Source organism: Microbispora sp. NPDC046933 (genome assembly GCF_040644635.1).
Taxonomy (GTDB): Bacteria; Actinomycetota; Actinomycetes; order Streptosporangiales; family Streptosporangiaceae; genus Microbispora.
On sequence record NZ_JBEYWW010000053.1, the window covers coordinates 1 to 22,598 of the forward strand.

Annotated in this window: 16 protein-coding genes; 7 read left to right on the plus strand and 9 right to left on the minus strand. The window is 72.1% G+C overall.

Features of this window, described 5'->3' with window-relative positions; genetic code table 11:
* Window positions 1-142 precede the first annotated feature (142 nt).
* Entirely contained in the window at window positions 143-637 is a 495-nt protein-coding gene (locus ABZ857_RS40800) for a WYL domain-containing protein (protein WP_357055177.1), read from the minus strand.
* A gap of 512 nt (window positions 638-1,149) precedes the next feature.
* On the opposite strand from ABZ857_RS40800, the gene ABZ857_RS40805 reads away from it, so the two are divergent.
* Window positions 1,150-1,632, plus strand: coding sequence for a hypothetical protein (locus tag ABZ857_RS40805; protein ID WP_357055180.1), 483 nt, complete (start codon window positions 1,150-1,152; stop codon window positions 1,630-1,632).
* A gap of 49 nt (window positions 1,633-1,681) precedes the next feature.
* On the opposite strand, the gene ilvD is transcribed toward ABZ857_RS40805, so the two are convergent.
* Together ilvD and ABZ857_RS40815 are read right to left on the minus strand one after the other, a co-directional pair.
* Window positions 1,682-3,520, minus strand: a complete 1,839-nt coding sequence (gene ilvD / locus ABZ857_RS40810) for a dihydroxy-acid dehydratase (RefSeq protein ID WP_357055183.1) — start codon at window positions 3,518-3,520, stop codon at window positions 1,682-1,684.
* Window positions 3,521-3,628: 108 nt separating this feature from the next.
* Complete coding sequence (locus ABZ857_RS40815) at window positions 3,629-4,264, minus strand: nuclease-related domain-containing protein (RefSeq protein WP_357055184.1); 636 nt, start codon at window positions 4,262-4,264, stop codon at window positions 3,629-3,631.
* Window positions 4,265-4,603: 339 nt separating this feature from the next.
* On the opposite strand from ABZ857_RS40815, the gene ABZ857_RS40820 reads away from it, so the two are divergent.
* The gene (locus ABZ857_RS40820) at window positions 4,604-6,031 is read left to right on the plus strand and encodes an amidase (protein ID WP_357055187.1); all 1,428 of its coding nucleotides are present in this window, start codon (window positions 4,604-4,606) and stop codon (window positions 6,029-6,031) included.
* A gap of 3 nt (window positions 6,032-6,034) precedes the next feature.
* Here the strand turns inward: ABZ857_RS40820 and ABZ857_RS40825 are convergent, their stop codons facing one another.
* From ABZ857_RS40825 to ABZ857_RS40835, 3 genes are read right to left on the minus strand one after another with little or no spacing between them, the layout of a single operon-like run.
* Entirely contained in the window at window positions 6,035-7,006 is a 972-nt protein-coding gene (locus ABZ857_RS40825) for a hypothetical protein (RefSeq protein WP_357055190.1), read from the minus strand.
* A gap of 9 nt (window positions 7,007-7,015) precedes the next feature.
* Window positions 7,016-8,848 (minus strand): hypothetical protein, encoded by a 1,833-nt coding sequence (locus ABZ857_RS40830; protein WP_357055193.1) that lies wholly within the window; start codon window positions 8,846-8,848, stop codon window positions 7,016-7,018.
* 2 nt (window positions 8,849-8,850) lie between these two features.
* Window positions 8,851-9,402, minus strand: coding sequence for a LemA family protein (locus ABZ857_RS40835; protein ID WP_357055196.1), 552 nt, complete (start codon window positions 9,400-9,402; stop codon window positions 8,851-8,853).
* A 311-nt stretch (window positions 9,403-9,713) separates the two neighbouring features.
* Between ABZ857_RS40835 and ABZ857_RS40840 the strand changes: the two genes are divergently transcribed.
* A complete protein-coding gene (locus tag ABZ857_RS40840; RefSeq protein ID WP_357055199.1) occupies window positions 9,714-15,989 on the plus strand; it encodes a DNRLRE domain-containing protein in 6,276 nt (2,091 codons plus the stop codon).
* A complete protein-coding gene (locus ABZ857_RS40845; RefSeq protein ID WP_357055202.1) occupies window positions 15,971-16,465 on the plus strand; it encodes a hypothetical protein in 495 nt (164 codons plus the stop codon). The genes ABZ857_RS40840 and ABZ857_RS40845 overlap by 19 nt, the downstream gene beginning before the upstream one ends.
* Window positions 16,466-16,498: 33 nt before the next feature.
* Here ABZ857_RS40845 and pepN read toward each other — a convergent pair whose 3' ends face one another.
* Window positions 16,499-19,063 (minus strand): aminopeptidase N, encoded by a 2,565-nt coding sequence (gene pepN, locus ABZ857_RS40850; RefSeq protein ID WP_357055205.1) that lies wholly within the window; start codon window positions 19,061-19,063, stop codon window positions 16,499-16,501.
* A gap of 181 nt (window positions 19,064-19,244) precedes the next feature.
* Between pepN and ABZ857_RS40855 the strand changes: the two genes are divergently transcribed.
* Window positions 19,245-19,853, plus strand: a complete 609-nt coding sequence (locus tag ABZ857_RS40855) for a DsbA family protein (RefSeq protein WP_357055207.1) — start codon at window positions 19,245-19,247, stop codon at window positions 19,851-19,853.
* A 95-nt stretch (window positions 19,854-19,948) separates the two neighbouring features.
* Entirely contained in the window at window positions 19,949-21,355 is a 1,407-nt protein-coding gene (locus tag ABZ857_RS40860) for an aldehyde dehydrogenase family protein (RefSeq protein WP_357055210.1), read from the plus strand.
* Window positions 21,356-21,359: 4 nt separating this feature from the next.
* Here the strand turns inward: ABZ857_RS40860 and def are convergent, their stop codons facing one another.
* On the minus strand, window positions 21,360-21,848 hold the full coding sequence (gene def, locus ABZ857_RS40865; protein WP_357055213.1) for a peptide deformylase: 489 nt from the start codon (window positions 21,846-21,848) through the stop codon (window positions 21,360-21,362).
* A 108-nt stretch (window positions 21,849-21,956) separates the two neighbouring features.
* On the opposite strand from def, the gene ABZ857_RS40870 reads away from it, so the two are divergent.
* Window positions 21,957-22,427, plus strand: coding sequence for a ribose-5-phosphate isomerase (locus tag ABZ857_RS40870; RefSeq protein WP_357055216.1), 471 nt, complete (start codon window positions 21,957-21,959; stop codon window positions 22,425-22,427).
* Here the strand turns inward: ABZ857_RS40870 and ABZ857_RS40875 are convergent.
* Window positions 22,424-22,597 carry a hypothetical protein gene (locus ABZ857_RS40875; RefSeq protein WP_357055221.1) on the minus strand — a complete coding sequence of 58 codons (174 nt, stop codon included), beginning with the start codon at window positions 22,595-22,597 and terminating at the stop codon, window positions 22,424-22,426. The genes ABZ857_RS40870 and ABZ857_RS40875 overlap by 4 nt on opposite strands.
* Window position 22,598: the final 1 nt, after the last annotated feature.

Sequence of the window (22,598 nt, forward strand, 5' to 3'; positions counted from 1 at the left end):
CGCGGGGTGTGTTGCCCGCCGGACCTGCGGGTGGGGCCCGGGGGCCGCCGCGGGTGTCCACCCCACCCTGCCTTCGGACCCGTCCGGCCGGTGTCCGCCCGGGGGCGGACACCGGCCGGAATCGGTGCGGAATCGGCGCTGGTCAGGCCGCGGACGGGCGCCTGGTCCGTGAGCGTCGCTGGAACGGCAGGTAGCGCTGCGGCAGGTGGGCGCGGGCCGGCAGATCGGTCGGCTCGACCGCCAGGATGCGGTCGAAGCGGAAGGCCCTGATCGACCGGCGCATGCGGCACCAACCGACCAGATACCAGAACTCGCCGTGGACCAGGCAGGTCACCGGCTCGACGTCGCGGACCGTCAGCCGGCCGGCGGCGTCGTGATACTGGATGCGGATCACCAGGCGGGCGGTGATCGCGTTGGCCACCGCCCGCGCCCGGCGGGCGACGTCGGTGGGCAGCGGGGTGGTCAGGGTGGTGAGGGTCGTGGCGATGACGTCGTCGTCCAGATCGAGGTGCTCGAAAGCGTGGCGCAGGCCGCGCCGGGCGGTGACCGACTGCGGGCCGGCACCGAGGTGAGCGAGCGACAGGGCGAGGGCGGCGAGTTCCTCGGCGGTCAGCGAGTGCCGAATGACGTTGGCCATACCTCGACAATAACGACGAGGACTGACATTTTTCCGAACGCTCACTCGAAGCAAAGGACAGGAAAGCCTGTCTGCGCGGGCATACTGTCCTGTCGTTTCGACACCAGCAGGCTGTAGCCGGGCTGCGGGCAGGCCGCCGCCGTGACCGCGCCGGCCGTCGTCAAACCCGTCGGACGATGCGCCGGGAGGGCGGCGCCGCCCGGGCATGACCGCGTATTCGTGCCCGCGCTGAATCTTTCACCCGGCCGGGCTCCATTCCCTAATCACGGCGGGCCCGGTCTGCGAAACGTTTCGACGAATCTCCGGCATTGGTTTCGCGATCGCCGCTGCATATCCGATTCCGGCCGAGGGGCCCGATCCGTAATAGGTTTCCGGCCCCCGGCAGGGCGCCATTTTCGCGTAACGGCTGGCGCGATGTTCCGGTTTGCCGAAAATGCGGGTGATTGACGGTGTCCGGGGGAGGTGGTGCCATTCGCTGTGGCTGATGTCAGAGGCGGGAGAAGGGACTACCCATGTTTGCTGCGAAATCAGCCCGGCGGGTGCTCGCGCTCGGTGCGGCGCTCGTCACGGCCGGCGTGCTGAGCCTGGCGCTCGCGCCCAGCCCTGCCCTGGCCGACACCGTCACGCTGCAGGCCACGGTGGACTGCCTCAACTACAACAGTTTCGGGGACACCAGGGACTGGTACCCCATCGCCCCGGCCGTCGGCGCCTCACCGTACGGCGGAGGGGGGACGGTGCCCTACACCAGCATGGTCGCGGTCCCGGCCACGCACGCGTGGCAGTTCACGCAGACGCTGCCCAGTGGGACGACGGCCGTCAGCGTCTCCGCCAAGTGCAGCGAGGGCCATACGTACGACCTCACCGGCTCCACGGGCGGCGTCAGCATCCCCGCGGGAACCACCACTGTGACCGCCACCTGGGGCTGTACGACGGCCCCGGTCTATCCCGGTCCGTGGGTGACAAACTGCAGCGTGCAGTCGGTTTCCTACAGCTGACCGGTATGAACTACGTGGGGCCGCCTCCGGCGAGGCGGCCCCACACGACCTACCGGGAGAGCTGGGTCAGGTCGCGGGACGCGCCGGTCGAGGCCGAGGTGGTCAGCGCGGCGTACGCCTGAAGGGCGGCCGACACCGGGCGGTGCCGGTCGCGCGGCCGGTAGCCGCCGAGGTCGGCCAGCAGCCGCTCGCGGCGGGCGGCCAGCACGTCCTCGGCCACCTTGAGCTCGATCGAGCGGCCCGGGATGTCGATCTCGATGATGTCGCCGTCCTCGACCAGGGCCATCGTGCCGCCCTCGGCCGCCTCGGGGGAGGCGTGGCCGATGGACAGGCCCGACGTGCCGCCGGAGAAGCGGCCGTCGGTGACGAGCGCGCACACCTTGCCCAGGCCCCGGCCCTTCAGGAAGCTCGTCGGGTAGAGCATCTCCTGCATGCCCGGGCCGCCCTTGGGGCCCTCATAGCGGATGACGACCACGTCACCCGGCTTGACCCGGTCACCGAGGATGCCCTCGACGGCGGCCTCCTGGGACTCGAACACGACCGCCGGGCCGGAGAAACGCCAGATCGACTCGTCCACGCCGGCCGTCTTGACCACACAGCCGTCCAGGGCGAGGTTGCCGTACAGCACGGCGAGGCCGCCGTCCTTGGTGTACGCGTGGTCGAGGTCGCGGATGCAGCCCTCGGCGCGGTCGAGGTCGAGCGACTCCCAGCGGGCGCTCTGCGAGTACGCCTTGACGGTCCGCACGTTCCCGGGCGCCGCGTGCCACAGCTCCAGGGCCTCGTCGGTGACCTCGGGCGACTTGGGGTCCCACTTGGCGATGTACTCCGCGATGGAGGCGGAGTGGACGGTCGGCAGGTCGCGGTGGAGCAGGCCGGCCCGGTCCAGCTCGCCGAGGATCCCGGGGATGCCGCCCGCCCGGTGCACGTCCTCGACGTGGTACTTCATCGTCGCGGGGGCGACCTTGCACAGGCACGGCACCCGCAACGACACCTCGTTGATCTCCTTGAGCCCGAAGTCGACGCCCGCCTCGCGGGCGGCGGCGAGGATGTGGAGGATCGTGTTGGTCGATCCGCCCATGGCGACGTCGAGCGCCATGGCGTTCTCGAACGCCTCGCGGGTGGCGATGCTCCTCGGCAGGACCGACTCGTCGTCCTCCTCGTAGTAACGCCGGGTGAGGTCGACGATCCGCCGTCCCGCCTCCTCGAACAGGGCCTTGCGGGCGGTGTGGGTGGCGAGCGTGGTGCCGTTGCCGGGCAGGGCCAGGCCGATCGCCTCGGCGAGGCAGTTCATGGAGTTGGCCGTGAACATGCCGCTGCAGGACCCGCAGGTCGGGCAGGCGTTCTCCTCCATCGCCAGGAGGTCGGCGTCCGACACGCTCGCGTCGGCGGAGGCGATCATCGGGTCGATCAGGTCGAGCTTGCGGCCGGGGACCTTGCCGGCCTCCATCGGGCCGCCGGACACGAAGATCGTGGGAATGTTCAGCCGCATCGCGGCGAGCAGCATGCCCGGCGTGATCTTGTCGCAGTTGGACACGCAGACCAGCGCGTCGGCGCAGTGGGCGTTGACCATGTACTCGACCGCGTCGGCGATCAGCTCGCGGGAGGGCAGCGAGTAGAGCATGCCGCCGTGGCCCATCGCGATGCCGTCGTCCACGGCGATCGTGTTGAACTCGCGCGGGACGGCCCCCGCCTCGCGCACCGCGTCGGCCACCACCTCGGCGACCTCGCGCAGGTGCACGTGGCCGGGCACGAACTGGGTGAAGCTGTTGGCCACCGCGACGATCGGCTTGCCGAGGTCGCTGCCCGCTACGCCCGTGGCCCTGAGCAGCGCACGGGCGCCGGCCATGTTCCTGCCGTGAGTGACAGTGCGGGACCTGAGAGCGGGCATCGAGGGACCCCCATCCGGAGACTACTGAGTCTTCAAATGGTACGACCAGTGCCCGGCTGCCGAGACCCGCTGTCCACGAATCGGGACGTGTCTACTCGGGGTACCGCTCTACTCGGGGTATCGCGCGGGCAGCACGCGTTCGGCGGCCCGGTAGATCGCGTCGATCTCCGCCGTGGTGAGCGACCTCTCCCGCTTGGTGATCCACTTGCGCACCAGCCCGCCGGAGAAGACGTCCACCTCACGGATGTTGAGGATGCGCCAGGGGATCGGCGGTCCGTAGATGGCCAGGGACGGCACCACGGTGATCTCCCGGCCGAGCGCCTTGCTGATCAGGTCGCTGGCCTGCGCCGCCTCCCACCGGGCCTCGTCGAGCCGCGGCTTCTGGTTGAACGGGCCGTGGAAGAGCTTGCGGTGCGACTGGACGCGTACGGGCAGCCGCTTGTCCCACTTCTCGGAGTCCACCGCGTACACGCCGGTGGGCCCGACCACCAGGTGGTCGATCTGCGCCTCGCTGCCGGGGATGGCCCTGGCGTGCAGCGTCTTGTAGCCGTTCCGCTCCAGCTTCTTGAGCTGGGCCTCCGTCTGACGCTCCGCCGCGGAGGCGCGCCGCCACGCGGGGATGGAGGAGACCGTCCTCGCCCGGTAGACGGCGTCGGCGACGCACGCGAGGATGGCCGCGGTGAGCCCGAGCCGCCAGCTGCCGAAGAGCACGCCGAACACCACGCCCGCCACGACGGCGATCACGGCCCGGCGGCGCAGGTGGCGGTATCGCGTGTCCTGCCACAGGCTGCTCAGCGACGTGCGCTGGACCGGAGCGTACGTGGGGGACGCCGGCGCCTCAGGTGGCGCCGAAGGGCGTTCCGCCTGCTCCGACGATTGGTCACCGACCCAGATGGGTGACGTATCGTGACCGTCTTCTGGCGCTAGACCGGTATCCACATCACTCACGGTAGTTGAGCCGTCAGCGGCTTGCCTAGTGTTGGATGGTTCATACTTTTGTGGCCTGCTTGAGCCGATTCGTTGCGCGGAAGTGCGGGTATCTTCTCTAGATATCCGCGGTCCAGAGGCCTACCGTTCGGTAGCGTGGCGCACATTCACGATCTTACCGCCCTTGAGCAGGCGGCAGCCGTACGTACGGGTGAAGTTTCTCCTGTCGAAATCACCGAGCACTACCTGGAGCGCATCGAGCGGCTCGACCCCGGCCTGGGGGCGTTCGTCACGGTGACCGCCGACCGGGCCCTGGCCCAGGCGCGCGAGCAGGAGGCCCGGCTCGCCGCCGGCGACACGGAGGACCTGCCCCCGCTGCTGGGCGTGCCGATTCCGATCAAGGACCTCAACTTCGTCAAGGACGTGCCGGTCCACTTCGGCTCGGCCACGTACGAGGGGTTCGTCGCGCCCGCGGACGACAGCGTGGTCGAGCGCCTGCGGGACGCGGGCACGATCATGCTGGGCAAGACCAGCACCCCCGAGTTCGGCATGCCCTGCTACACGGAGACCTACCTGCACGAGCCCACCCGCACGCCGTGGGACACCACCCGGTCGGCCGGGGGGTCGAGCGGGGGAGCGGGGGCCGCCGTCGCGGCCGGTCTGGCGCCCGCCGCGCAGGGCAGCGACGGCGCGGGCTCGATCCGCATCCCCGCCTCCGTCTGCGGCCTGTACGGCATCAAGCCCAGCCGCGGCCGGATCTCCGCGGCCCCGATCATGCCCGACCTCGCGGGGCTGTCGACCAGCGGGCCCCTGGCCAGGAACGTCGCCGACGCCGCGGCGCTGCTGGACGTCATGGCCCACAACAATCCCGGGGACCTCTACCACGCCCCGGCGCCGGCGCTCGGGTCGTTCTCGGCCTACGCCGGGCGGGACCCGGGCCGCCTGCGGATCGCCAGGTTCGCCACGCCCGCCGTGCCCGGCGCGGAGGTCCACCCCGACGTGCTCGCGGCGTACGAGAGCGCCTCGGCGGTGCTGGAGTCGCTCGGCCACGAGGTGGAGGAGATCGCGCCGCCGTTCGGCCCGGACGTGGTGCCCGAGTTCGTCAAGATGTGGTTCAGCTTCTCCTGCATGCATCCGGTGGCGGAGGAACTGGAGCCGAAGCTGCGCCCGCTCACCGCGTGGCTGCGCGAGCGCGGCCACGCGATCTCGGCCCCCGAGTTCCTCCAGGCGCAGTCGACGCTCCAGCTCGCCACGCGGTTCGCGCTGCTCGTGACCGACGCCTACGACGCGGTGCTCTCGCCGACCGTCACCCAGCCGCCCGTGCCGGTCGGCTGGTTCGAGGACGTCGAGTCACCCGAGGAGACGTTCGAGCGGATGATGCGCTTCGCGCCGTTCGCGGCCATCTACAACGTGAGCGGCCAGCCCGCGGTGAACCTTCCCCTCTACTGGACGCCCGACGGCCTGCCCATCGGCGTCATGCTGGCGGGCAGGTACGGCGACGAGGGGACGCTCATCTCCCTGTCGTCCCAGGTGGAGGCGTCGGTCGGGGGTTTCTGGGGGGACCGCAGGCCGCCGGTCTGGTGACCGCTACCCCCGCAGCAGCTCGACGACGTGCGCGGAGACGTCGGCGAGCAGCGTGGCCGGCCGCACCGGCGCCGCCGCCACGGCGGAGAACAGGGCGGGCAGTCCCGGCAACGGGAAGCCGTCGTCGGCGGTGACCGCGGCGGCCGCCTCGTGCTTGGCCAGCGCGGCGCGGCTGCGCTCCCACGCCTCCAGCACCTCCTCCGGCGACGGCACGCCGAATCCGTGGCCGACCGGGGCGGCGTGGCGCAGCCGTACGAGCGGGGTCTCGGCGAACGCGAGCGCGACCCGGCAGCGGGCGGACAGGTCGTCGAGGTCCGGCACCCAGTCGAGGGCGGGGCAGGGGGTGCGGCACCGGCCCGCGCAGGTGGCGAGGGCCCCCGCCACCTGGCTGTGCTGCCGGTCGAAGTAGGCCCGCCAGCCCGCGGGCGGCTCCACGGCCACCCGCAGCGTCCGCTCGGCCGCCGACCGCTCCGCCCTGGTGTGGTCGCACTCCCTGTCGGGCATCACCCCGAACCTGCTGCCGGGGGCGCGCAGGCCCTCCGGCCAGCGGGCGGGGTCACCCGCGTGCCCGAGCGCGGACTCGAAGGCCAGCAGGGGGAGATACTCGCTGCAGATGTGCACGGCCGCGATCATCGGGCTGAGCTCGCGCCGCCGCCAGCGGACCTCGACGACCTCGAGGAGCAGCGCGTACGCCGGTCGCAGCGAGTCGAGCGCGCCGCGCGGCTGCTCTCTCGGCGTCTGCGGCATGTGACACGCGCGGGCGCGCCTGCGCAGGTCGGCGGGCACCGTCTGAGCGTCGATCTCGGTGTGGAAGTCCTCGGCGTCGAGGGTGAGGAGCCGCTGGCCGAACTCGCAGACCGACGCCACCAGGGCCGATCGTCCGCCCTCCCCGAGCACGGCCGGCGCGAGCGCGCCGACGTCGCCGAACGAGTATCTCCGGGTCAGGGCGATCAACAGGTCTCGGGCTGAGTGCACCCGACGACCTTACTGACCCAGGCGGGCGGCGGCCGTACGGGCGAGTTCGATCAGCGGCCCGGGCGGGGGCGGGCCCTGGGGGGACGACACGGTGATCGCGAACGTGCCCTGGCGGGTGGCCGCGGACACCAGGCCGGGGTAGAGCATGGCGCCGTCGCCGACCCCCTCGACCGGCCGGCCCTGAACCCGGGTCAGCGTGTGCCCGATCACCATCAGATAGCGGGAGCGCAGGCCGGTGGCGGTGTGGACGTCCACCGTCACGCCCGTGCCGGTCTCGTACCGGCAGGAGTCGATCCGGAGCCAGGACGGTGCGGGCAGGCCGTCGCACGCCACGGGCTCCCCGACGTCGATCCCGAGGGCGCGCTTGAGGTCGGCGGGGGTGACGAGGTCGGCCGGGCGCATGCCGTCCGCCGCACCACGGGAGGCGAGGCCGGGCAGGACGCGCACTTCGCCGAGGTTCTCCGGCGCGTCCACCAGGTGCTCGCCGGTGTCGTCGTAGGAGGCGGCGTCCCGCAGGCGGGAGCCCTCGGTCACGTCGATCCGCCTGATCCAGCCGAGCCTGCGCCCCGCCACGGCCCGCACCTTGTCGCCCTCCCGCAGGGGGCGCCACATCTCCTCGCTCAGGCACATGGCCCTGACCTCGCGGGACCCCCCTTCGTCGATCGCGCACCAGTACGTCCATTTGGGGGTGTCGCCGGCCTTGCCGCCGTCGGAGAAGCGGCGCAGCCGGACGATCTGGCCCTCGACGGCCGCCGCGCCGCCGAGGTCGGAGATCGCGTAGACGACCGGCAGGCCGGCGACCGCCAGGCCCACGGCGAGGGCGGCGGGCAGGACCAGCCCGTCCGGCCACACGCCGAAGGCGGCGGCGACCACCAGGAGGATCCAGGCGAAGAACCCGGCGAACCAGCCGGCCGCGAGGCCCCGCAGGATCGTCGGCCCCGGCGGCCGGCCCCACAGCAGGCGTGAGGGGTAGCGGACGTCGACGACGTGCCACATCCCGCCGTAGTCGGACCAGGCCCGGTTGTCGTCGGCCGGGGTGCTGACCGGAAGGCTCCTGACGGCCCGCGGCGCGAGCCCGAGCGCGGCGGCGTACGCGAGGTGGCGGCCCCAGATCGTGACCGAGGCGGCGGGCTGCTCGGCGAACCGCCCGGTCGCCCGAAGGTGCTCGCGGACGCCGAGCCAGTGCGCGGCGGCCCCGGCCCCCTCGGCCGTGCCGCGCTCCCCGTTCAGCCTGCCCATCAACGCCACGAGCAGGGCGAAGGACACGATCGCCGCGCCGGGCCCGCCGTCGTGGTTCGCGCGGGTGTCGTCGGCGGAGAACGCGATGCCGATCGCCACGGCGGGGACGACCGCCGCCACGCCGAGGAGCAGCGCGTGCGCCCTGCTCCAGCGCGGCCGGGACAGGCCCTGCTCCCGCGCCTCGACGATCACCTTCTTGCGGAAGCTCCTCCACCACCGGCCGAGGTCGCGCGAGCCCTCGGCCAGCGCCCCCGTCGCCACCACGCCGTCGACGGCCAGCGAGCGTACGTGGTCGTAGACGAGCCGCTCGTACGGCCGCAGGTCGCCCGGCTCACCACGCAGCCGTACGAGGGACAGCTCGGGGCCGATCTCCTCGACGGCCACGACGCCCCTGGCGGCCAGGTCGAGCAGGGTGGCCGAGGCCGCCTCGTCGCACAGCCGCCAGTTCCCGGTGATCAGGTCGACCACCGCGGGGGACTGCCCGGCGAGCTCCCCGGTGGCCGGCCCCGGCTCGACGTCCGGGTTCCTCGTCGCCATGGCGAGGCCGAGCAGGAGCAGCAGCCACAGGCCGGTCGCCACCGCCGCTGCCACCCAGGCGGCCATGCTCAGAACCTGACCTGCACGGGGCCGCGCTCCTCGCCGGGCGCCCGGAAGTACTCCCGGGGCGTGAAGCCGGTCATGCCGGCCACGATGTTGGCCGGCACCGTCTGGATGGCGTTGTTGTAGGTCAGGACGGCGTCGTTGTAGTACTGCCGCGAGTACGCGATCCGGTTCTCGGTGGCGGTCAGCTCCTCCTGGAGCTCCGCGAAGTTGGCGCTCGCCTTGAGGTCGGGGTAGGCCTCGGCCACCGCGAACAGGCTCCTCAGCGCGCCGGACAGCATGTTCTCGGCCGCCGCCTGCTCGGCGGGGCCCCGGGCGCCGATGGCCTGGGAGCGCGCCGCGACGACGGCCTCCAGCGTGGCCCGCTCGTGGGCGGCGTAGCCCTTGACGGTCTCCACGAGGTTGGGGATCAGGTCGTAGCGGCGCTTGAGCTGCACGTCGATCTGCGCCCACGCGTTGTCGACGGTGTTGCGGGCGCGTACGAGGCGGTTGTAGACGGACACGAGCGTCGCGACGAGGACGGCCACGACGGCGAGGACGACGATCATTGGGATCATGGGGATCACGGGCCTCCTGCACGGACGGTAGTCCCGGCCCGCTCACCCTGTAAACGGCCCGGCGCGCCATGCCCGGCTTGCGGGGTCGGCTTACGGGGCCGCGGCCGGTGAACGACCCGGTGCGCCCCATGTCACCCCGGCCGCCTTGCACCGGGCTTGCGCCCCGCTTTCGGGGCGGCGCACGGCGAGCGCCGGGCGAGGTTGATACCCGATGAAATCTTCGTGAATCGCGCTTCCGGATAGTTCCGGGGCTTGATCGTAAACGTTTACGATCGCCGCGGTTGATCTTCGGACGAGATCGGAGAACCGAATTGCCCCACGGTCACACCCCCCTCGGTCGCCTGCGCGACCGGCTTGCCCGCCGCGGCTTCGCCGGGCCCGCCCGAGCCGTCGCCGCCGCCCTGTCGGTGACGATGGCGGTGAGCCTCATGGAGGAGGCGCCGGCCCGGGCCGCGACCATCGCGGCAGCGCCGTCCCCCGCCCCCGCCCCCGCCACGGCCGCCGCCGACCCCTCCGCGACGGCCGCCGACCCTTCCGCGACCCCCGACGCCGGGCCCGGCGCCGCCGACGAGCCCTCGGCCCGGCTCACGGCGCGGCTCACGGGCCGCAGGACCGAGATCGAGTCCCTGCGGACCGAGACGTCCACCACCTACGCCAATCCCGACGGCTCGCTCACCATGGAGTCCTTCTCCGGTCCCGTCAGGACCCGGCAGGGCGACGGCTGGGCCCCCGTCGACGTCTCCCTTGTGAAGATGACGGACGGGACGGTGGCGCCGAGGTCCCACTCCCGCGGCCTGCGCATCGGAGCGCCGGGACAGGCGCGGTCGGCGGCGGCGGACACCGATCTGATCACCGTCGGCGAGGGCGACGCGCAGGTCACGCTCCAGTGGCGTGGCGCGCTGCCGTCGCCCCAGGTGTCGGGACAGGACGTCACCTACCCGGGAGTGCTGCCCGGAGCCGACCTGCGGGTGACCGCGACCCGGACAGGAGCCGAGCAGTTCCTGGTCCTCAACCGCAGACCCGGCGGCGAGCTGTCCTACCGGCTGCGGCTGAAGGCGCCCGGCCTGAAGGCGCGCCAGACCGGCGACGGCGCGATCGAGCTCACGGGCAAGGACGGCAAGGCCGCCGTCACCGTGCCCGCGCCGGTGATGTGGGACGCCACGGTCGACCAGGCGTCAGGGGAGCACACGCGCAGGGGCGCGGTGCGAATGACGCTCGACGGCAAGGACCTGGTCGTCACCCCCGACCCCGCCTTCCTCGCCGACCCCGCCACCGCCTATCCGGTCACCGTGGACCCCTCGGTCAACCTCGGCCAGGTCTTCGACACCTTCGTCCAGGAGGGCTACGGCACCGACCAGTCGGGCTCGACCGAGCTCAAACTGGGCAACAACGGCAGCGGCCAGGTCGCCAGGTCGTTCATCACCTGGAAGACCCCCGGCATCGCCGGCAAGAAGATCCTCTCGGCCACGCTCAACCTGTGGAACTTCCACTCCTGGTCGTGCACCGCCAGGAGCTGGGAGGTCTGGGCCGCCAACCGCGCCTCCACCTCCTCGCGGTGGCCCGGGCCGACCATGGCGGCCAAGTACGCGACCTCCACCCAGACCAAGGGCTACAGCTCGTCCTGCGCCGACGGCTGGGTAAACGCCAACGTCACCTCGTTGGCGCAGTACTGGGCCGACAACGGCTGGTCGGAGTCCGGTATGGGGCTGCGGGCCACGGACGAGTCCGACCCCTACGCCTGGAAGCGGTTCAACTCCGGCAACGCCTCGTCGCACGTGCCGTACATCTCGGTCACGTACAACTCCTACCCGACCACGCCGGTGTCGGCCTGGATCTCGCCGTACAGCGACTACACCGACGGCGGCGTCACGACCCATTGGACGAACACCACCACGCCCCAGCTCAGGGCGCACGTCGGCGATCCCGACGGCGGCAACGTCCGCGGCCTGTTCGACGTCTATGACGGCAGCACGCTGCTCGTCAACGACGTCTACGGTGGCTACGTCGCCAGCGGCGGCTTCTCGTCGACCTCCGCGCCGCCGTCGGGCAAGCTCGTGAACGGCAGGACCTACTCCGTCCGTGCGTGGTCGAACGACGGCTCGCTCACCTCCAAGTCGTACCAGACCTACACGTTCACCGTGGACACCACCAAGCCGCCCGCCCCGTCCATCACCGGCACCTCCCATCCCAACGACGGCGGCTGGTACGGCGACGCGGGCAAGGCCGCCACGTTCACGATCCAGCCGGCGAACGGCGACACCGGGTGGATCGCCTACAAGCTCGACGACGGAGCCGAGACCAGGGTGCTCACCCCCGGCGCCGCGAAGACCGTCTCGGTGACGCCGGCGACCTCGGGGACGCACACGCTGAGCTTCTACACGGTAGACAAGGCGGGCAACGCCTCTCCCACCGTGAGTCACGAGTTCAACGTGGGCGCGGGAACGGTCGTCTCGCCCACCGACGGGCAGCGCACGGCCCGCCGCGTGGAACTCTCCGCCGCGGGCCGCGGAGAGTTCGACCGGGTGACCTTCCAATGGCGCAGGGCCGATACCGACGCCTGGGCCGACATCCCCGCCGCCGCCGTGGCAGGCGCCGATGGCAGGACGCTCACGGCCTGGCCGGTGACGGCGACCGTGGCGAACGGCTCCGCCAAGGTGTCCGGCCTCACCTGGAACGTGGTCGACCAGCTCGGCGGGGACGCCGCCGTCCAGGTGCGTGCCGTGTTCGCCAACGGATCGGGCGGCTCGGCGACGACCGCGGCGGCCGACGTGGTCGCCGACAGGCAGGCCACCGGCGCCGCGACCGAGGAGATCGGCCCCGGCGTCGTGAACCTGCTGACCGGCGACTTCCGCCTGGAGGTCACCGAGGCGTCGGAGTTCGGTCTTTCGCTCTCGCGCACCGCGTCCTCCCGGGACCCGCTCCTCGGCACCCGCGTCACCGGGCAGACCTCGCCCTTCGGCCCCGAATGGTCGGCGGGCGGCGTGTCCGAGGTGGCGGAGACCGACTACGCGACGCTCCGCGAGACCTCCGCGACGTCGGCCGAGCTGACTCTCGTGGACGGGACACCCATCCAGTTCGTGAAGTCGGGAAGCGGATGGAAGCCGGAGGAGGGCGCGGAGGAGCTCACGCTCACCGGCCCGGCGTCCGGCGCCTACACGCTGAAGGACTCCGACGGGGTGGTCACCACGTTCACCAAGCCGTCGGGCTCGGCCGTCCACCTGGTGGCCACCACGACGCCGCCGGGCGAGCAGAACGTCACCCGCTACGTCTACGAGACGTCGGCCGGTGCCACCCGCCTGAAGGCGATCGTCGCGCCGACGCCCGCGATGGCCGATCTCGCGGCCGACTGCGCGCTGCCCGCGCCCAAGGTGGGCTGCCGTGTGCTTGAGCTGGTCTACGCGACCACGACGACCGCGACGGGGTCGTCGCTCGGCGACTACGCGGGCCGGGTGAGCAAGGTGCTGTTCCACGGCGCCACGCCGGGCGCGTCGGCCGGGCAGGCGACGATGGGCACGCCGGTCGCGCTGGCACAGTACGCCTACGACGCCTCGGGACGGCTTCGCGAGGCCTGGGACCCGCGGGTCGCCCCCGCGCTGAAGACGGCCTACGCCTACGACGCCGCGGGCCGCGTCACCTCGCTCACCCCGCCGGGGACGCTGCCGTGGACCTTCCAGTACGGCAAGGCCGGCGACCCGGCCGACGGCAACGACGGCCGGCTGCTCTCGGTGTCCCGTCCGGCGCTCAAGCAGGGCACGGCCGACCAGGTGGAGGGCGAGGCCCGCACCACGATCGTCTACGACGTGCCGCTCGACAAGGCGGGCGGCGGCCCCGCCGACATGCGGCCGCAGCACACGGCGGCGTGGGGCCAGCGGGACAACCCGACCGACGCGACCGCAGTGTTCCCCGCCGACCAGCGGCCGGGCTCCGGCACGGGAGCGCAGGCGTCCTGGACCCGGGCGAGCGTGACCTACCTGGACGCGAACGGCCGCGAGGTGAACGGCCTCACGCCCGGCGGGCACCTGACCACGCGGGAACACGACAAGTTCGGCAACGTCGTGCGCGAGCTCACGGCCGCCAACCGGGAGCTGGCGCTCGGCCGGGGCTCGGCCGATCGGCTCGCCGAGCTTGGCCTGACCGGCCTCGGCACCGCCGAGCGCGCCGAGTTGCTGTCGTCGCGGACGATCTACGACGACGAGGGCCAGCGTGAGCTGGAGAAGCTCGGTCCCGTTCACACGGTGACCCTGCAGGCGGCGGCCCCCGCCGTGGCCGGTCTGCCCGACCTGCCCGCGGGCTCCCAGGCCGTCGCCCGCGCCCACACTGTCAACACCTACGACGAGGGCCGGCCCGCCGACGCGCCGACCAGGAACCTCGTGACCAAGGCGGCGGCCGGCGCTTCGATCCTCGGCAGGCAGGGGCCCGACGCCGACGTGCGGGTCACCGCGACCGAGTACGACTGGAAGCTCGGCCAGGCGGTCAAGACCGTCCAGGACCCGGGCGGCCTCGCCATCACCAAGACCACGCAGTACGACGACCAGGGCAGGGAGATCAGGTCGACCCTTCCCAAGGGCTCCGACGCGGGGACCACGGTGACGACGTACTACTCGGCCACCGGCTCGGGAGACTGCGCCGGCCGTCCGGAATGGGCCGGGCTCGTCTGCCGCAAGGCGCCGGCCGGAGCGATCACGGGCGGCGGGCCGAACCCGTCCCAGCTGCCGGTGAAGACCACGACGTACAACCGGTTCGGCGACGTCGTCACGGTCACGGAGTCCGCGAACGGCACGACCCGGACCACCACCACCAACTACGACACGGCCGGACGCCCGGTCACGACGTGGACCAGCGGGGGGATCGGCGAGCCGCTGCCCGCCGCCAACGTCTACTACGACCCCGCGACGGGCGCCGTGCTCGAGAACCAGCGGATCGACGCCGCGGGCAAGGTGATCGAGCGGGTCGTCACGGCCTACGACAAGCTCGGCAGGACGATCTCCTACACCGACGCGGACGGCGGGGTGACCAGGACCGAGTACGACCTGCTCGGCAGGAAGGTCAAGGTCGCCGACTCCGCGCCGTCCACCACGGTCTACGCCTACGACCACCAGCAGGAGCCGCGAGGGCTGGTCACCTCCCTCACCGACTCCGTGGCCGGGACGTTCACCGCCAGGTACGACGCGGACGGTGAGATGACCGGGGGCGACCTGCCCGGCGGCGTTCACCTGGTGGCCGAGGGCGACGAGACCGGCGCGGACACCTCCCGGATCTTCACCCGGGACGGCGCGGCCGAGCCGCTGCTCAGCGAGCAGGTGTCGGAGTCCGTGCACGGTCAGTGGCTCACCCACGCGCGCAGCGACTCGGGTGCGTCCCAGGTGTACGGGTACGACAAGGCGGGCCGCCTGACGTCGGTGCGCGACACCGCGGGCGAACAGTGCACGCTCCGCCGGTACACCTACGACGAGAACTCGAACCGCACCCGGCTCGCCGTGCAGACCGGTGAGACGGAGTGCCCGCGGGCCGACGACCCGGCGGCGGCGATCACCTCGTACGGCTACGACTCCGGCGATCGGCTGGTGGGCGACGGGTACGCCTACGACGCGCTCGGCCGGACCACGTCGCTGCCCGGCGGCCGGACACTGGAGTATCACGTCGACGACCTGGTGCGCCGCCAGACGATCGGGTCCGACCGGATGACCTGGTCGCTGGACGCGGCCGGCCGGATCAGGTCCTTCACGGCCGAGACCGAGTCGGGCGGCACGTGGAGCCCGTCCTGGACCAAGGTCAACCACTACGGCTCCGAGAGCGACTCGCCCGACTGGATCGTCGAGAACGTCTCGACCGGGGACGTCACGAGGAACGTCTCGGGTGCCGACGGCGACCTCGTGGCGACCACCTCGAAGACCGGTGACGTCCGGCTCCAGCTCACCACCCTGCACGGCGACGTCGGGACCGAGCTCACGCTCGGCACGGGCGAGGCCACGGTGCTCGACGCCGACGAGTTCGGCGTGTCGCGCTCGCGGCCCCAGCGGTACGGCTGGCTGGGCGGCAAGCAGCGGTCGGCCGAAACCCTGGACGGCGTGATGCTCATGGGCGTGCGGCTCTACGATCCGTCGCTCGGCCGGTTCCTCCAGCTCGACCCGGTCGAGGGCGGCAGCGCCAACGCGTACGAGTACTGCATGGGCGACCCGGTCAACTGCACGGACCTCGACGGGAAGTGGGCCTTCCTGGTCCGCCTCGGCGTCCAGGCCTGCATCCGCTTCTGCGCCCGGGCCGGCCGGGCGATCTGGAGCGGCGCGAGGTGGGCCGCTCCCCGGGTGGCGCGCTGGGGCAAGCGCTGGGGCCGCCGCGGCTGGCGATTCGCCTACAGGACCGCCCACCACGGGCGGGTCTGGACGAGCCGCGGGGGCTACATCGGCGGCGCCTCGGGCGTGGGGTACTGCGCCTACCGGCGTGCCTGGCGCAACTGCCACAACTACTTCTGGCGCGGAGCCGCGCTCGGCGGCATCTCCGGCGCCGGATGGGGCACCTCGTACGGCGTCTTCCGCGGCGTGAGGTACGGCTACCGCGTCTATCGCAGATGGCGGCGGATCTTCTGAGCCGCGCGAACCGGGGGCACCGGGAGGAGCGCTCCTCCCGGCGCCCCCGCCTTCTCGTCTGCCTGGCGGGCCTGCCGTACCTGGCCGGTTCCCTCCTTCTGGCCGCGGGAGGCGTGACCGGGTGGCTGTGGCCCGCCGTGGCGGCGCACGTCGCGTACTGCGCGTGGCTGCCGGGCGGGCGGTTCGCGACGGTCCGTTCGCGGCGCAGGGAACTGGCCGGGGCCGCCTACTGGCTGGCGTTCGGGTCTGCGGCGTTCTGGTGGGGGTTGCGGGCCGGGGAGATGGGGATGCGGCCACCGGCGGCCGTGATCGCCGCCTCGGCCGCGGTCGTCCTGGGCGCCGTGTCGATCGCCGACGGTGTGCTGCACGTCGTCCGCGCGTTCGGCCCGCGGCCCCCGTCACCCCCGGAGATCAGGGCGTGGGGGGAAGACCCCGGTGCGGAAGACAGCGGTGCGGAAGACGGCGGCGCCCCCTGACCACGTGGGTCAGGGGGCGCCGGTGGTGCGGGATCAGGCGGACGCGTCCCGCGCGCGGGCGCGCAGCGCCCGGCTGACGCCGTCCGCGCCCTCCAGCAGCAGGCGCCGCAGCGCGTGCGGCGGCTGCTTGGCGCTGATGTGGTCCTGCGTGCGGGCCACGGTCTCCGGACGGATCAGCAGCGCGGGGTAGCAGCCGATGACGAAGTTCTGCGCCATGTCGGAGGTCCACTCGCTCCAGATCCGCCCGACCTCCTCGAAGTACCGGTCGGCGTACGGCTCCAGCAGCTCGGAGTGGTGCGGGTCCACGAAGCCGAGGATCGTGGCGCGCAGCAGGGCGCCGCTCAGCTTTCCTCCCACGATCGCCGCCCAGGCCTCGGCCTTGCCCTCCGGGGTCGGGATCGAGGCCCGGCTGGTGGCGGCCGAGCGCTCGCCGGTCGCCGTGGCGTCCCTGGCCAGCTCCGCGTCGATGTCCCCGGCGCCGAGGACGCCGCCGGACACGAGCGACTGGATGAGCGTCCAGCGCAGGTCGGCGTCGACCGCCAGGCCCTCGGGCACCTCGGTGCCGTCGAGCACGCCCTTGAGGAACGCCAGGTCCTGGGACGAGGTCGCGGTCGCGGCGAGCGCGTTGACGTAGGCGAGCTGGTGGTCCGAGCCCGGCTCGGCCGCCGCGACGAGGCGGCGCAGCGCGCCGGCCAGCTCGGCCAGGCCGGTGGCCCGCCACGCCGGGTCGGCGTACTGCTGCACGGCCTGGCGGGCCTGGCGCAGCACGGTCTGCAGGACGGTCATGTCGCGCACCGAGTCGATGCCGGAGACGACCAGCTTGACGTAGTCGCGGGTGGCCATCTCGGCGTCCCGCGTCATGTCCCAGGCGGCCGACCAGCACAGCGCGCGGGGCAGCGACTCGGTGAACGCGGTGATCCCGCCGCCGACGAGGGTGCGCAGCGACCGCTCGTCGAGCCGGATCTTGGCGTAGGTGAGGTCGTCGTCGTTCACCAGCACCAGGTCGGGCCGGCCCTCGCCGACCAGCTCGGGCACGGCCGTGCGCGCGCCGACGACGTCGAGCTCGACCCGCTTGGTCCTGGTCAGCACGCCGTCGCGCAGGGAGTACAGGCCGATGGCCACCCGGTGCGAGCGCAGCGTCGGGTGCTCCTGCGTGGCCTCCTGCAGCACGTCGAAGCTCAGGAACCGGCCCTCGTCGTCGGTGGTGAACGACGGCCGCAGCGTGTTGACGCCCGAGGTCTCCAGCCACTCCTTCGACCAGGACGACAGGTCGCGCCCGGAGGTGCGCTCAAGCGCCGACAGCAGGTCCTGCAGGGTGGTGTTCTTCCAGGCGTGCTCGTTGAAGTAGTCGCGCACCCCGGCGAGGAAGTTGTCGAGCCCCACGTACGCGACGAGCTGCTTGAGCACCGAGGCGCCCTTGGCGTACGTGATGCCGTCGAAGTTGACCTCGACGGCCTGCATGTCCGGGATGTCGGCGGCGATGGGGTGGGTGGAGGGCAGCTGGTCCTGCCGGTAGGCCCAGGCCTTCTCGACGTTGGCGAACGTCGTCCAGGCGCCCTGCCCCCACCGGGTGGCCTCGGCCTGGCAGAGCACGGACATGTAGGTGGCGAACGACTCGTTCAGCCACAGGTCGTCCCACCAGCGCATGGTGACGAGGTCGCCGAACCACATGTGCGCCATCTCGTGCAGGATCGTCTCCGCGCGGCGCTCGATGAGCGCGTCGGTCACGCGCGAGCGGAAGACGTAGTCCTCCAGGAACGTCACGGCGCCGGCGTTCTCCATGGCGCCCGCGTTGAACTCCGGCACGAACAGCTGGTCGTACTTGCCGAAGGGGTAGCGCAGGCCGAAGACGCGGTGGAAGAAGTCGAAGCCCTGCTTGGTGACCTCGAAGATGTTCTCGGGGTCGAGATACTGCGCGAGCGAGCGCCGCACGTAGATCCCGAGCGGGATCCCGTCGTGCTCGTCCCGCACGACCGCGTACGGCCCGGCGATGAGGGCCGTGATGTACGTCGACATGACGGGGGTCGGCGGGAAGTGCCAGCGCCTGGCGGCCTGCAGCGTGCCGTGCCGCCCGTGGTGCTCCTCCAGCGCCTCGACCGCGTCCGGGGCGGCGTTGGACACCACCTCCCAGTCGGCGGGGGCGAGGACGGTCAGCTCGAAGGTCGCCTTGAGGTCCGGCTGGTCGAAGCAGGCGTACATCCGGTGGGCGTCGGCCGTCTCGAACTGGCTGTGCAGGTAGACCTGCCGGTCCACGGGGTCGACGAAGCGGTGCAGGCCCTCACCGGTGCGCATGTAGGAGCAGTCGGCGTCCACGCGCAGCTCGTTGTGCTCGGCGAGCCCCGGCAGCGGGATGCGGCCCTTCTCGGCGTCGTAGGTGCTGACATCCAGCTCCCTGCCGTTGAGGACGACCTTCCGCACGTGCGCGCCGTGCAGGTCGATGAACGTGTCCGCCCCCTCGCGGTCCGACGTGAAGTGGACCGTCGTGATGCTCTCGAACCGTTCCTCGCCCTCCGTCAGGTCGAGTTCGACCTGGTAGGACTGGACGGAGAGCAGCCGAGCGCGCTCCCGAGCCTCGTCCCGTGTCAGATTCCCTGCCACACCCGCTCCTCATCGCATGATCAAGCCCCCGATCCCCGCCGCCCCGTCGCGTCAGGGATTGCATGAATCCTGCCACGTCGCGGCGACACGACGGATTCGAGATTGCTCCTACCTGGAATAGGAGATTTCCTGCCCGGGTTGACGACCGAGGGAACCATAGTCCGTTCGAGAGGGTGTCACAGTGTCCGACCGAAAGCTTGTCGATTTCTGGTTCGACCCCGCCTGCCCCTGGGCGTGGATCACCTCACGCTGGATCCACGAGGTGGCCGCGCTCCGTCCCGTCGATGTGCGATGGCACATCATGAGCCTGGCGGTGCTGAACGAGGACAAGGACATCCCCGACGACTACCGCGAGCGGGTCAAGCAGACGCTCGGCGCCGTCCGGGTGCTCGCCGCCGCCGCGGACAAGTACGGCGAGGAGGTCCTCGGCGACCTCTACACCGAGATCGGCAGGCGCTTCCACGACGAGGGGCGCGAGCGCGGCCGGGACACGATCGCCGAGGCCCTCACCGCCGCCGGGCTCGACCCCGCGCTGGTCGCCGCGCACGACTCGGACGAGTACGACGAGGCGATCCGGCGCTCGCACGGAGAGGGCATCGAACTGGTCGGCCAGGAGGTGGGCACGCCGGTCATCGCCGTCGAGGGCACGGCGTTCTTCGGCCCCGTCGTCTCGCCCATCCCCAGGGGCGAGGCCGCCGCGCGCCTGTGGGACGGCGTCCTGCTCGTCGCCGGCACCGACGGCTTCTTCGAGCTGAAGCGCTCCAGGACCCGCGACCCGATCTTCACCTGAGACTTCACAGGCTCCTTCACTCCTGCGCGAACTGACCGGAAAGGTTTCGGCTGGAAGGCTCGCCATCTGACAGCCGAGGCGCAAGGATGAGTGACATGCGTCACCTCTACGTGAACGGAGCCTGGGTCCCGTCCTCCTCCCGCGAGGCCGTCGACGTCGTCAACCCCGCGACGGAGGAGGTCGTGGACCGGGTGCCCGCGGGGTCGCCCGCCGACGTCGAGTCCGCCGTCGCCGCCGCCCGTGCCGCCTTCCCGTCCTGGTCGGCCCTGGAACCGGCCGAACGCGCCGCGTTCCTGGGGGCGGCGGCCGGGCGGCTGCAGGAGCGCTCCCGGGAGATCGCGGCGACGATCGCCACCGACATGGGCGCCCCGCTCACGCTCGCGCTGAAGGTGCAGACCCTGATGCCCGCCGAGGTGCTGGCCTCCTACGCCGACCTCGCCAAGCGGTACGAGTTCGACGGCGGCCGCGTGGGCAACTCGCTCATCGTGCGGGAGCCCGTCGGCGTGGTCGGCGCGATCACGCCGTGGAACTACCCGCTCCACCAGGTGGTGTGCAAGGTGGCCCCGGCCCTCGCGGCCGGCTGCACCGTCGTGCTCAAGCCGAGCGAGGTCGCGCCGCTCGCGGCGTACGCGCTGGCCGACATCTTCCACGAGGTCGGCCTGCCGCCCGGCGTGTTCAACATGGTCAGCGGACAGGGGCCGGTGGTCGGCGAGGCCATCGCCGCCCACCCGGACGTGGACATGGTCTCGTTCACCGGGTCCACCAGGGCCGGCCGCCGGGTCGCGGCCCTTGCGGCCGAGACGGTGAAGCGGGTGGCCCTGGAGCTGGGCGGCAAGTCGGCGAACATCATCCTTCCCGGCGCCGACCTGGAGAAGGCGGTCAAGAGCGGGGTGGCCGGCGCCTACCTCAACTCGGGCCAGACCTGCTCGGCGCTGACCCGGATGCTCGTCCACTGGGACCAGTACGACGACGCGGTGCGGCTCGCCGTGGAGGCGGCCGGCGCCTACGTCCCCGGCGATCCGTTCGCCGAGGGCACGCGCCTCGGGCCGCTGGTGTCCGCCGCCCAGCGCGACCGGGTCGTCAGGTACATCAACCGCGGCCAGGAGGAGGGCGCCCGGCTCGTGCTCGGCGGGACCGACAACCCCATGGAACGGGGCTACTACGTCGAGCCCGCCGTCTTCGCGGGCGTCTCGCCCGGCATGGCCATCGAGCAGGAGGAGATCTTCGGCCCGGTGCTGTCGATCATCCCGTTCGCGTCGGAGCACGAGGCCGTCGAGATCGCCAACGGCACGCCGTACGGGCTGTCGGGGGCGGTGTGGGCGGGCACCGAGGACAAGGCGCTCGCGGTCGCCCGGCGCCTGCGCACCGGGCAGGTGGCGATCAACGGCGGCCGGTTCAACACGATGGCGCCGTTCGGCGGCTACAAGCACTCCGGGATCGGGCGCGAGCTCGGCGAGTTCGGCCTGGAGGAGTTCCTGGAGATCAAGGCCATCCAGCTGTAGGAGGTCAGGGCGCCTGCAGGAGGATCTTGCGGCGCTCGTCCTTGCCCAGCCGGTCGACGTACAGCGTGCCCTCAAGGTGGTCGAACTCGTGCTGGAAGCACCGGGCGAGCATGCCCCGGGCCTTGAGGGCGACGGGCCGGCCGAGCTTGTCGACCCCGCGCAGGGTGACCCCGGCGGCGCGGGGGGTCGGGGCGTACAGCGGCTTGCCGGTCTCCTTGCCGGGCACCGACAGGCAGCCCTCCTCCTCGACGACCTCCTCGGGGTCGTCGATCGTCAGCTCCGGGTTGATCACGTGACCCTTGCGGTTGCTGATGTCGTAGACGAACAGCCGCCGGCCCACGCCGATCTGCGGCCCGGCGAGCCCGACGCCGTCGGACTGGTACATGACCGCGAACATCTCGTCGATCAGCCGGCGCAGCTCGCGGTCGAAGTCCGTCACCGGTTCGGCGGGAGTACGCAGGACGGGGTCGCCGACGTAACGAAGCTCGCGCATGACACTCCTGTCAGGCCGGAGGGTGTAAGGGACGCAGGCCCATATCGGTTATTACTTTAGTGGAGCCCGGGGTCGTCTCCGCCAGAGGCCTTCTGGGAAACTTGTGCCGTGCGTGTCTACATCGGTGCCGACCATGCCGGCTACGAGCTGAAGAACTACCTGGTCTCCTGGCTGAAGGAGCAGGGCCACGAGGTGGAGGACTGCGGCCCCCACGTCTACGACGCGGAGGACGACTACCCGCCGTTCGTGCTGCGCGCCGCGCAGGGCGTGGCCGGCGACGCGGGCAGCCTCGGGGTGGTGATCGGCGGTTCGGGGAACGGCGAGCAGATCGCCGCCAACAAGGTGCGGGGGGTGCGCGCGGCCCTCGCCTGGAACGAGGACACGGCGAAGCTGGCCCGCGAGCACAACGACGCCAACGTGATCAGCCTGGGCGCCCGGCAGCACACGCCGGAGGAGGCCGTCCGGTTCGTCGGGCTCTTCCTGGCCACGCCGTTCTCCGGGGCCGAGCGCCACGCCCGGCGGATCCGCCAGCTCGCCGACTACGAGACCACCGGCGAGCTGCCGCCGCTGCCCGCCTAGCCCTGCGCCTGGCGGGTGTCCCTGTCCCGGCCCCGGCGGGGCTCCCGCCGGGGCGTCTCGTCGCGGAGCGGCCGCTGGTCGGCGGCCTCCTGCTGCTCGGGGGTCGGCCGGGACACGTCGCGGGCCCGCATGGCCGTGATCGCGGTGATCTGCAAACTCTGCAGCGCCATG

Excerpts from the sequence above, each read along its gene's own strand:
- ABZ857_RS40800 (WP_357055177.1), bottom strand. The coding sequence starts at position 637 with ATGGCCAACGTCATTCGGCACTCGCTGACCGCCGAGGAACTCGCCGCC.
- ABZ857_RS40805 (WP_357055180.1), top strand. The coding sequence starts at position 1,150 with ATGTTTGCTGCGAAATCAGCCCGGCGGGTGCTCGCGCTCGGTGCGGCG.
- ilvD (WP_357055183.1), bottom strand. The coding sequence starts at position 3,520 with ATGCCCGCTCTCAGGTCCCGCACTGTCACTCACGGCAGGAACATGGCC.
- ABZ857_RS40830 (WP_357055193.1), bottom strand. The coding sequence starts at position 8,848 with ATGGCCGCCTGGGTGGCAGCGGCGGTGGCGACCGGCCTGTGGCTGCTG.
- ABZ857_RS40835 (WP_357055196.1), bottom strand. The coding sequence starts at position 9,402 with ATGATCCCAATGATCGTCGTCCTCGCCGTCGTGGCCGTCCTCGTCGCG.
- ABZ857_RS40845 (WP_357055202.1), top strand. The coding sequence starts at position 15,971 with ATGGCGGCGGATCTTCTGAGCCGCGCGAACCGGGGGCACCGGGAGGAG.
- ABZ857_RS40860 (WP_357055210.1), top strand. The coding sequence starts at position 19,949 with ATGCGTCACCTCTACGTGAACGGAGCCTGGGTCCCGTCCTCCTCCCGC.
- def (WP_357055213.1), bottom strand. The coding sequence starts at position 21,848 with ATGCGCGAGCTTCGTTACGTCGGCGACCCCGTCCTGCGTACTCCCGCC.
- ABZ857_RS40875 (WP_357055221.1), bottom strand. The coding sequence starts at position 22,597 with ATGGCGCTGCAGAGTTTGCAGATCACCGCGATCACGGCCATGCGGGCC.